Consider the following 12169-nt stretch of genomic DNA (forward strand, 5'->3'; position numbering starts at 1 on the left):
ACGGCCCCCGTTGGCTTAGAACGCCCTTTTATGGCCTCAGCAGATTGTATTTTTTCTTCTCCCGGTACGATGCATACCACTCCTGGCCGTCGTTCCCGTTGCTTGTTCGCTTGTCCCACAAAATGTAGCCGCCCTTCGGACCAACGCGATAGCCCAGATGGGCGGGAATCCTGATGTTTTTGTTTTGCTGACTAGATGCCTGCTCGAATGGCTCGCCGATGCTTAAATGTCGGTAGGATGTCATAGTGTAAAAAGGTTAGAGGATTCCTTATTCTTCTTCGCTATTGTTGAGTTTAGCCAGTAAGCTATACGCGCCCTGAACGACAACTGGCGTTTTTGCCGGGTCAATCGTATTCGGGATCGTAACCACTACGTAGCCGTTTTCCCGAATGCCTGTCTTTACCCCGACCTGCTGAAATTGATACGTTACCGGGCTGGTTTGCTTCCGCTCCAGTACGTAGATGTAGGCGTTACCACCGTAGCTAACCAAGGCGGCTTCGGGTAACGTACTGAGCGGCTGCGTGTTGACGGCTACCTGCGCCGATACGTAACTGCCGGGAATGTAGTCGCTGGCATAGCCCTCCGGATGTGCCAGTACGGGAATCGTACGGTCGGAGGCAATCGATTTACCGATCAGAAAAATCTCACCCCTGTGAGGGAATTGCGAATCGGCAGCCGCGGCATCCCCTCCTACCGCAAAACGGACCGTCTGCCCCCGCTGGATGCGGCTGATGTCTTTCTCGAAAACACTTAGCCGAACGTGCATGTGGCTGATATCGGTCAGTTGCACCAGCACATCCGAAGGATTAACAAACCGCCCGTTGTTGACCGGTACGTCCGTCACAAAACCCGATACCGGCGACGGGATAGTAACCGTACGGGTCAGTCGTTCCGGCGTAAGCGTAGCCGGATTGATACGAAGCATGGCCAGCCGCTGACTCAGACCAGCCAGTTGGGCCTGCAAACTTTGCCGGTTGGCTCGGGTTTGCTGGAAAATCTTGAGTGCGCTGACATTGTCGCGACTCAGTTCCTGCTGGCGGGCAAACTCCAGGTCGGCGTATTCCAGCTTAGCTTTGGTGTCCAGAAAATCCTGTTGAAGCTGGATGTACTCTGGATTTTCGAGAACCACCAGCGTCTGTCCTTTGCGAATACGCATACCTGGCTCCAACCCGATCTGGCGAATGTAGCCCCCAATGGGTACGGACACGGACACCTGATTCTGAGCGGGCACGTCCAGGGTGCCATTGACCTTGAGCGTCGTATGCATGATGCGCGACGTAGGCTGCCCGAGCTTAATTTCCGCCATATCGTACTGCGCCTGGGTCAGCGATACACGTACCGGCCCCGCCGGACGTTCAGGCGTTGAATCGGCGGGAGCGGTCTGATTTGATGTACCGGTTTCGGTACTGGATTGCTCTCCAGACTGACAGGCCATCAACCCAAAAAGACTTGCGAACAACCAGAAGACAATTCGCTGAAAATGATGAAAATAGGGGTATGTATGTATGCCGTTCATGATGAGGATGCTTTACAGATTTCCGGCTAAATAGTTGATGTAGAGGACCGACTGATTGTACTGATGCAGCAAATCGAGATAGTTCATTCGGATGGTCAGCGCCTGTTGCAGCGCCAGCGAGAACTCAACGTAGCCAATGTCTCCGCCACTGAAAGCCCGGCGGGCCTGCGACTGGATCACCTGAGCCTGCGCCAGTCCGTTCTGCTCATAGTACGTCAGAGCGTCGCGGTATTGGTTGTATTGTGCTACCGCCTGATTGACCTGCTGATTCAGGGCGAACTGTTGCGTCTGCAATTCCGTCTGCGCCAGTTGCTCGCCAATACGTGCCGCTTCAACCCGCGCTCGTTGGGCTCCACCCAGCAGGGGAAACGTCAACCCGATCTGCCCACCCTGGAAGCGACGACCCGGTCCGAAATACAGCTCCTGCCCATCGATCAGTTGACTGCCCACCAACGTCTGGGAGAAAAGACCAATCAGAAAATCAGGTTTCTGCCGGGCCTGCTCGACCAGCCGGGTTTGCTGACTCACCCGGATTTGCTGTTGTAATTGCCGAACCAGTGGATTTTGCGCCAGTAACGTACTGTCGACGGGAATCTGTAGCGATAGTTTCGGCAATGTTGACTCGGATAGCGTTACCGAAGCGGTGCGGTAGAGCAGCGTTTGCAATCGCGTTTGTGCGGCTGTCTGGCTGGCCCGGGTTTGCGCCAGGCGAACGCGCAGATCAGCTAACTGACTTTCGGCCGTAGCTTTCTCCAGCGTACCCGTTTCCCCTACCCGAAGACGTAACGTTGCGGCTTTCACGAACTCAGCTAATACGGTATCCTGCTGCTGAAATAACTGCGTTTTCTGGACCAGATAAACCAGTTCATAATACGACGACTTCACCTCATACCGCACCTCATTTCGGGCGACTTGTGCTGCTGCCTGCCGCCCCGCAACCGTCTGGTCGTTCAGATCAGCCAGACGACGCATCAGAGTGGGGTTCGGAATCGTTTGCGTAACGGTCAGGTTGTTATCGAACTGGCGACTGTTATATTGTCCCAGCATCACTACCGCTGACAATCGTCCGGCATCGTAAGCCGTTCGACGTAACGCCTGCTGCTGATTTACGCCCAGATTCGCCAGTTGCAGTTGTGCATTCTGGTTCGTCGCCTGTTGCAACGCCTGATCCAACGTAATGGCCTGTATACCCGGCGTCTGCGCCCAACTGGCGGTTGACAGGAGCAGTACTAGCCCAATGCTGGTTATTACCGTTTTGGAACTTTGCTTTTGGGCCGTTTTGATTTCCCGCTCAATGGATTTTTTCTCGAAGAGCGAATACAGAATGGGCAGAATAAGTAGCGTCAGTAACGTAGCGGTCAGTAAACCGCCAATGACGACCGTAGCCAGAGGCTTCTGTACTTCGGCCCCCGCTGAATTGGACAACGCCATCGGAATGAAGCCGAACGAAGCGACTAACGCCGTCATGATCACCGGCCGTAAGCGAACTTCAGCCCCCCGCCGGATAATTTCGGTCAGATCCGTTAGTCCTTCTTCGTGACGTAACCGGTTGAACTCTGCGATCAGTACGATACCGTTCAGTACCGACACGCCAAACAGCGCGATGAATCCAACGCCCGCCGAAATACTGAAGGGCATTCCCCGTAGCAACAAGGCAAATACCCCACCAATGGCCGCCATCGGAATGGCCATGAAAATGAGTAAACTCTGCCGGACGGAGTTGAACGTAAAAAACAATAGGGCAAAAATCAGCCCGAGAGCGATCGGCACGGCAATACTAAGCCGCTTCTTGGCATCGATCAGATTCTCAAATTGTCCCCCATACGTTACGTAGTAGCCGGGCGGAAACTTGATTTTCTGATTTACGTTCTGCTGTAACTCAGCAACAATACTCTCAACGTCGCGCCCTCGTACGTTGAAACCCAGCGTAATCCGTCGGTGGGTGTTATCGCGCTGAATCTGATTCGGAGCTTGTTCAATGCTTACCTGAGCGATCTGCGACAAGGGAATCTGCTGATCCGGACTGGCGGGTCCCCGACTGGAGGTCCCCGGACTGGAACTCGCCCCTGTCGGAACAGCTACGTAGAGATTTTGTACGTCTTCTATACTTTGCCGTTTGTCGGAAGCAAGACGAACAACCAGATCAAACCGCTTTTCGCCTTCAAACACCAGTCCCGCCGACTGTCCAGCAAAGGCCGTATTGATGGTTCGGTTAACGTCGGCTACGTTCAGCCCAAACCGGGCAATTTGCGCCCGGTCGAGTTTGATCAGAATCTGCGACAGTCCTGCAACCTGTTCAATGTACAGATCTTTTGCCCCATCGATGCCCCGAATCAGACCACCGACCTGACGAGCCAGCTTTTCCAGTTGGTTCAGATCATCACCGTAAATCTTCAGGGCCACATCCTGTCGGGCTCCCGTCATCAGCTCATTGAACCGCATTTGTACGGGTTGCTGAAAGCCAAACGTAACACCCGGCACCACCGACAGCGCTTCAGCCATTTTATTGGCTAGTTCATCGCGGGTTTTGGCGGATGTCCACTGGTCTTTGGGCTTTAGAATCACCATCAGATCAGACGCTTCAATCGGCATCGGGTCCGTCGGAATTTCGCCGGAACCCACTTTCGCCACGACCTGTTCCACCTCCGGAAACTGCTTCAGCAGAATCCGTTCCGCTTTCAACGTAGCATCGACCGTTTCGGAAAGTGAGCTTCCCGTCAGCGTGCGCGTATCGACCGCAAAATCGCCTTCATCGAGCTGCGGAATGAACTCGCCCCCCATACGCGTAAATAAAAAACCGGCCACTATAAGGAGTCCTAACGCACTGAGCAGAATGGGCAGTCGATGACGTAACGACCACAGCAACACCGGTTCGTAAAGACGTTGCAACCGGGTCATCAGCTTATGGGAAAACGTTTCTTTGTGAACGACCTTTTTATCGAGCAGCAACGACGAAATCATGGGCACGTAGGTTAGCGACAGAATGAATGCCCCCAGAATGGCAAACGCTACGGTCAGGGCCATTGGTCGAAACATCTTGCCCTCTACACCCGACAGCGCCAGAATTGGCAGGTAAACAATCAGAATAATGATCTCCCCGAAAGCCGCCGACGACCGAATTCGGCTGGCTGCCCCGAACACCTCATCGTCCATTTGCGCCTGCGTCAACGTTCGGTCTTTGTTACGTAGCATGATGTGGTGCAGCGTTGCTTCAACGATGATGACAGCTCCATCCACAATCAGTCCGAAATCAATAGCGCCCAGGCTCATCAGGTTGCCCGATACACCAAAGAGGTTCATCATGGCAATGGCGAACAGAAGCGCCAATGGAATGACAGAAGCCACGACAACGCCCGCCCGCCAGTTACCCAGCAGCAGAACGAGTACGAAGATGACGATGAGCGCCCCTTCCAGCAGGTTTTTTTCGACGGTACCGATGGCGCTGTTCACCATTTTGGTACGGTCCAGAAAGGGAACGATCTGAACACCTTCGGGCAGCGTTCGCTGAATCTCAGCGATCTTAGCCTTTACCTGCTTGATGACCTCCGACGAGTTGCCACCCTTAATCATCATCACCACGGCTCCAGCCGTTTCACCCTGCCCGTTCCGCGTAACAGCGCCGTAGCGAACGGCCGAACCGATACGTATCTGCGCTACATCGCGCACCCGCACAGGGATATCATTGCTTAGCCGTATAACGATATTCGCGATGTCGTCCGTTGATCCGATCAGTCCACTTGAGCGAATGAAATAGGCATTCGGTTTTTTGTCGATATACGCCCCACCCGTATTCTGGTTGTTTTGCTGAAGCGCCGTAAACAAATCCGTAACCGTAATGCCCATTGCCCGGAGCCGTTCGGGGTCAACCGCGATCTCGTATTGTTTCAGCAGCCCCCCGAAGCTGCTCACATCGGCTACACCAGGCGTCCCCAGCAACCCGCGCCGGATGGTCCAATCCTGAATGGTACGCAGGTCGGTGAGTGAGTACCGATTTTCGTAGCCTTTTTTGGGCACAACGGTATACTGAAAAATTTCACCTAAACCCGTCGTAACAGGTGCCATTGTCGGCGTACCTATCCCCGGCGGAATCTGACCCGTTACGTTCTGTAGTCGCTCAGCGATCTGTTGACGAGCCCAGTACACGTCGGTCGCGTCGGTAAAGACGACGGTTACGATCGACAGGCCGAAACGGGAAAACGAACGAATCTCGATCAGACCGGGAATATTGGCCAGGCTCACCTCAATTGGGAACGTAACGAGTCGTTCGATATCCTCAGCCGCCAGTGAGGGACTGCTGGTGATAACCTGTACCTGGTTGTTGGTAATGTCGGGAACCGCGTCGATGGGCAGTTGTGTGGCCGACCAACTGCCCCAGAGTATCAGAGCCAGTGTAAACAGTCCGATAATCAGTTTATTATGAATCGAAAAATGGATGATGGCGTTCAGCATCGCGACTATAGATAGTTAGTCAGCACGTAATAAGTCAGAAAATAGATCAATGGATTCCGGCAGATAGGCCGTTAAACTGCGAATGGCAGCCGGTAGACAGTACCTAAGCGAACAGCGTTAGTCGTTGATTATGCAACGAGCCATTCCTACCCCTAGCAAGTCTAAAAGCAGAAAGAAAACTAGACGAATGCAGTAGCGCCTATCAATACGTTGGGGCGCACTTCGGCCTTCGGTTACGCAGAAACTAGCGTCGAGGTGGATTAATCATTGAGAACACCGCCAGAAACGAGTACAGATTGCTGTAGCGCGAAAAGACGGTTTGTTTCAGAAAAATGACAGGCTGACTGGATGCACTGACCAGCCGTACAGCGCTGGGCGTAAAGACGGGGGCCGCATGCCCTGCCGAAGGTAGATTCTGATGGCTGTGATTGGGATGTTTGTGATGCTCGGAATTTTCGCCGTAATGCATCGCCATGAAGTCCGTAAAGCTCAGATCTGGGTCCGTTTTCCGGTGCTGCTGATAATGCTGAATCAGTTCGACCAGCTTGGCCGACTGATCAACGCCAAACCCCGGAAGTAAACTACTTCCCAGAATCAGACCTGCCAGCAAAAACGCAACCAATGACTTCATGAATCTACCGTTAGTACCTGCTTAACGTAAGGATTCTGAGAAAGTTTGCCCTGGCTTCGAAACAAAGCTAATTTAGAAATGGACTAGCTGAACATTAGTTTTTCGAGAAAAAGAAGTCCCCTAAAAAAGTGGGAATCTACGTGCGATATAAAAAGCAAGCCTTCATATCACATAATCAGCCCTGAACGTAACGGAACCAGTGGATTCGCTGGTTCCGTTACGTTCAGGGCTGATTATGTGTACACCTATACGCTACTCCACTCTTACAGCTTGATTAACCGAACGGCTTTAGCCTGCCGGGCTGTCATTACGTGCAAAATAAGTACACCAGCCTGCTGCCGACTTACATCGAACCTTACCCGTTCGATTTCCTCAGCTTGTCGTATCGATTGCATAGTTACAAGTCGGCCCACCTGATCAAACAACCGGATTGTCAGGAATTGCCCGACGGCGCCACGTATCTCCACGACGGCTTCGTTTTTCACTGGATTACCCAATACCCGAAGTTGTAGGTCTTCTAAAGGCTCTGTTGCGTCTTCGACACCCTGACGAGCGGTACTTCCACAAAAAGCCCGGAAGTTGAAAACATAATTAGCCAATACCCCACCCTGCCGGGCTAATAAATTTAGCTGTTGACTGTTGCGGTCATTACGGATGCCAGCTGGTACGGTAAAATTGGGGTTCTTCGACCAGCTCCGTACGCCCGGAATACTGTACTCCATAAGGGTGCCGTTCCCGCCACTGGTCTTCATCGTCAGCTTTCCACTTGTGCAGTTGTATACTGGCGCTACGACGGTAAACGTACCTATTCGGCAGAACTCCCGGAAGTCGAAGAGGGCGCTCACTTCTACTCCATTTTGCCGGGCAAACAAGACCAGCGGCTGACTGGCAGGATTGTTCCGTATGGCCGCCGATATGGTAAAAATAGGATTTGTGGAATAGCCCCTTACTCCGGGAAGCATGTATTCAATCTTACTACCAATACCGGCTGTCGTGTATACGGTGAGTCGCCCGGTCTGACAAATGTAGTTTGGAGCTAACATCTGAAACTGGTCCGGCATACAGAATTCCCGAAAATCGAACACGGCGCTGACGATATCCCCACTTTGGCGGACAAACAAAAGTAGCGGCTGGGTATTGGGATCATTGCGGATGCCAGCCGGTACGGTAAAGTTGGGATTCTTCGACCAGCTCCGCACTCCCGGAATACTGTACTCCATAAGTCCCCCATTTCCGCCACTAACATGAACCGTAAGCCCCCCTGTGATACAAATATAATCCGGTTCGAGGAGTGTCAGTGAGTTAGACGTAGTGGTTCCCGTACAAAAATCCTGAAGCTCGAATACGTAACTGGACGTAACGCCACTTTGGCGAGCCAGTAGCAGCAGATCACGGTTTGCCCGAAATCGTACGGGAACCGTCACAATAGATTTTTTCGACCAGCTCGTCACACCCGAGATCATGTACTCGATAGTCGATGAACCATTGCCACCGTTGATATTAAAGGTAAGTGCCCCACTTACGCAGTTGTACGTTGGGGTCAGCAGGCTCAGTAACGCTGGCTCTTCGGGGCAGAAACTTCGACTATCAAATACATAACTAACAATAACCCCACTTTGCCGGGCAAACAGAATTAACGGATCATTGTTTGCATCCGTACGAATCCAGAGTGGCACAGTAAAATTAGGGTTGGTCGACCAGCTTTTTATGCCCGGAATACTGTACTCAATCCGGCTACCATTCCCCCCCCTGAACATTAATAGCCAGTGTGCCATTGAGGCAGTTATACGTCGGCGCGACTACTTCCAGCAAAGGAGCTGGGCTACAGAAATCGCGAAAGTCGAAATCAACACTGGTAATTATACCACTTTGACGCACCGATAGCGTCAATAAAACCGCACTTCTGCGAGCGGATGCAGGTACGATAAAGTTAGGATTGCTGGACCAGCCCGTTACGCCCGAGATCATATACTCGATTGGGGTACTGTTGCCTCCCCGGGTATTGAAGGCAAGTGCTCCTGTGCTACAGGTATATGCAGGCGCGATTAAGTTAAGCTCGCCCGGAACAGCAGGGCACTCTTCCTGGATAGTAAATTCGTATGTATCTTCTTTGCCACTCTGCCTAGCCTTCAGTTGCAACGGCACACCAGTCAAATCGGTACGTATCCACAGTGGCACAACCGCGGTACGATTAAGATTAAAACTCACTACGCCCGGAATCTGATACTCAATTGGTAAGTCTGTACCACCACTGGTATTAAAGATAAGTAGTCCGCTATCGCAATTGTAGGTCGGCTTTAACGTCCTGAACTTACAAGACTCCTGTAGATCGAACAGGAAACTGACCACTACCCCACTTTGCCGGGCCATCAGCGTCAGTGGACTTACGTTTGGATCAGTACGAAGCGCCAGCGGTATCACTATCGTACTGTTAGCTGTCCAGTCAGGAGCGGGCGATACACCCATAATCATATATTCAATGGGTGAGCCATCGCCTTCATCCGTGTTAAAGGTGAGTTCTCCGGTTTGACAGTCATACGTTGGTGCGATCAGGACTAGCAAGGAAAGTGGATTCACGGTGAACGTAAACTGAGTGCTTACGGCCAGACTCCCCGGATCAATGGCTGTTACGGTTACCGTTGAGGTACCCGACACGCTGGGCGTACCACTGACGATCCCATTGGCAAAGGACAGTCCGGTCGGCAACCCCATCACAGTCAGCGTTAGAGTATTGGGCGTTTCGGCGTCGGTGAAGGTGCTGGCTAACAGGGTGTAACTAAAGGGCTCGTTCACCATACCCGTTTGATTGTCAATCGTGCTAATCACCGTTGGAGGAGTATTGGTCGGCGCACTAGTCACGGTAAACATAAACGCCGTACTCGCGAACAAGCCCCCCGGGTCAGTAGCTGTTACGGTTACGGTTGAAATACCTGTTGCACTAGGCGTACCGCTGATAATTCCATTGGTAAAGGCCAGTCCAGTCGGCAACCCCGTCACAGTCAGGGTCAGCGCGTTGGGCGTTTCGGTATCTGTAAACGTGCTGGCTGATACAGTATAACTAAACGGTTGGTTCACCGTACTCGTCTGGTTATTGATGCCATTGACCAGCACTGGAGGGGTGTTGACCGGCGCGCCCAATGTAACAAGATCAGAGCGAAATTTCTTGAAAGTACTCTGCGACAAATCTTTCGCACTGGTACCGTCGTTATAGTACGTAGCGTCTCCGTTATCGACCAACACTTGCAGTTGACTGGCATTATTCAGCGCGTTTGGCACTTCCAGAATGGACTCAAAAGAACCGTTCGCATTCAGGGTCGTCAGATTAGCCGTTCGTTCTACAGGTTTGTCGGCAGCATTACCGGTCCAGGTGTAAAGCCGGAAATTGAACGGTGCGATACCTGTTGCATCACCGGCAGGACCGGCAATGATAACGTACTCATTCGCCGTATTCTTTCGAATCTCCCGGATTCCACGCCCACCCAAATCCAGCTCAATGGGCATACCGAACGTAGCTGAACCCAATGGCTGACTGTTCACTAAATTTGTCAGGTTAGTCACCGGGATAATCAGCGCTTTTTGACGATTAGCGGGTAGCACCTGCGGGGCCCGTAAACCAATATACGCCGTTGTGCCGTCGGGAGCCAGTTCGGCTCCTTCAATATTATAGCCGGTCGGATCTTTAGAGTTCACCGTAGCAGCCGCGCTGGCCTGCAACCCATAATGGTTAGCTCCTTTGCCATGAACGTTGTTTATATCCCAGTTAATAATGTCTTCCCGCAAGTGATCATACCGCCCCACATAAGTAAGTGTCGTATTGACACCATTCGGCGTCATATCCGTGGCAAAAACGCGGTTGCGGTTGGGCCTGGACTCTCCATCATCATTGTTGCTTTCCGAACCAATCCAGAAGATCCGGTTATTCTGTCGAATGGAAGCTTCCATATCGACCTCGCGTGGGACGCCACTGTTATTCGTATCGGTTAGGCCCAAAAACGACGTAACGTCAAAACCAGTAACCGGCAAACCGGAGCCAGCGCGGTCATACAGTCGAAGTAACTGGCTCTCATCGTCAGCAACAACCATATAATTGCCATCTACCGAAATTGCTGTCGACGCATCACTGCTGCCCGTGTGAAAGCGCGTGCGGCTTGTATTCTGGGTCGCCGAAGCTGCCGACGCAGCGTAGCTAATGGTGTAATTCGTGGTGTTAACCCCGTCCGTTGCTGATACGGTAATCGCTACGTAACCTACAGCTATGGGTGTGATTTTCAGATTGCGGGTAGCGCCCGTTCCAGTCAGATTTAACGTAACGTTCCCATTACTGCTATTGGCTATAACCGCCAGGCTATTCACATCCGTATCGGGATCAGTCAGGATAAAGTCGACACCGAACGTACTGGCCGGATCAGTTGGGTCGCCGATAACGCCACTGACTTCGCCGGGGCTATCCGTTGGCAGGCTGATGAAGCTGGTTGTTGTATTGGCTACTCTAATAGTGGGGGCATTCGGCGATGGTGGTGATCCGATATAGCGCCCTGGATTACCAATGTCACCCGTCGTAGCCATAGACGAATTTTGCGCATCGCCAACCGATGACAAAACCCAACTGGCAATCATATTCGTACCTAAATTTCCGGGCGTTGCCCAGCCACTTCTGAATTGAGTTCGAATACTCCCCGGTATGCCCTGATCATTATAAGTCAGGCGATCAACCAACGTATTCGACCCATTAAAAATATTTAATTCATCGCTTCGGGCAAGATTCTGGTTATTACCCCCTAGTACTTTCACGGAATTGGGCAAAGACCAGAACGCACGGAATACCGATGCTGTAGCATCAGTAATAATAACGGACTCACTAGGCTGAACGACTCCAAAACTACTGATCGGGAACGAACCGGGTGCTCGATCGCTGTCATCGAAACTCCAGCCCGTCAGATTAATAGCTGTATTACCTACATTGGTCAGTTCGACAAATTCACCGGGTCCGGTGCCGCTCGTATTGTTGGATGAATACATGTATTCTGTAATACGCATCTGTGCGAACAGCGGCAGCGTACAGCCCAAAAGCAGCATTGCGAGTAAAAATTTCTTGTTCATGACGGATAGATTTAGGGAGTAAACAATTCATGATAACAGCGACTCGGTTGAGCCGGAAACAGGCAACCTGAGCCGAATTGATTAGGCCAGCTATTCTGCTGGTAACTTTCTACGGCAGAGATCCAGGAAAGAATATTTCTGGAGGGTAAGACGGTAGCAACTAAATGGCCACACCAGTCATAACACCAGACTAGTGAGGGTTTGGAGTGTAAACCTTAAAATGGCGATAGGACTATTAGTTAATCCGCGGTTATAGTAAAGTACGAGTAAACATTTCCCGTACGTCCTGTCCCAGCAAATCAGCATAGTAGCTATTTCTGAGACGTAGTGTAGCAAAATGGTTAATTAAACAGACCGCAACTGAAATCAAGCAAATACGGTTTTTGTTGCCGTAGGCGAGCGTTGAAGTTATTCTCTGAGTAGGAACAACGGAAGCCGGAAAAACGGCCAAGGTGAAAAGCAACCTTCATTTT

General features: G+C 51.6%; 6 protein-coding genes. All 6 read right to left on the reverse strand.

The genetic code is table 11. The annotated features are described in order from the left end of the window. Positions 1 to 28 precede the first annotated feature (28 nt). Positions 29 to 244: a hypothetical protein gene (locus IC230_RS20130; RefSeq protein WP_191040832.1), complete on the reverse strand. Its 216-nt coding sequence runs from the start codon at positions 242 to 244 to the stop codon at positions 29 to 31. Between the two features lie 24 nt (positions 245 to 268). After that, a complete protein-coding gene (locus IC230_RS20135) occupies positions 269 to 1516 on the reverse strand; it encodes an efflux RND transporter periplasmic adaptor subunit (RefSeq protein WP_394355498.1) in 1248 nt (415 codons plus the stop codon). A 12-nt stretch (positions 1517 to 1528) separates the two neighbouring features. After that, positions 1529 to 5965, reverse strand: a complete 4437-nt coding sequence (locus tag IC230_RS20140; RefSeq protein ID WP_191040833.1) for a CusA/CzcA family heavy metal efflux RND transporter — start codon at positions 5963 to 5965, stop codon at positions 1529 to 1531. 244 nt (positions 5966 to 6209) lie between these two features. Beyond that, entirely contained in the window at positions 6210 to 6596 is a 387-nt protein-coding gene (locus IC230_RS20145; RefSeq protein ID WP_191040834.1) for a hypothetical protein, read from the reverse strand. A 263-nt stretch (positions 6597 to 6859) separates the two neighbouring features. Further along, positions 6860 to 8371, reverse strand: coding sequence for a T9SS type A sorting domain-containing protein (locus IC230_RS20150; RefSeq protein ID WP_191040835.1), 1512 nt, complete (start codon positions 8369 to 8371; stop codon positions 6860 to 6862). Beyond that, the gene (locus IC230_RS20155) at positions 8331 to 11696 is read right to left on the reverse strand and encodes a putative Ig domain-containing protein (RefSeq protein ID WP_191040836.1); all 3366 of its coding nucleotides are present in this window, start codon (positions 11694 to 11696) and stop codon (positions 8331 to 8333) included. The genes IC230_RS20150 and IC230_RS20155 overlap by 41 nt, the downstream gene beginning before the upstream one ends. Positions 11697 to 12169: the final 473 nt, after the last annotated feature.

It is taken from the genome of Spirosoma validum (genome assembly GCF_014699035.1).
In the GTDB taxonomy this organism is placed as follows: Bacteria; Bacteroidota; Bacteroidia; order Cytophagales; family Spirosomataceae; genus Spirosoma; species Spirosoma validum.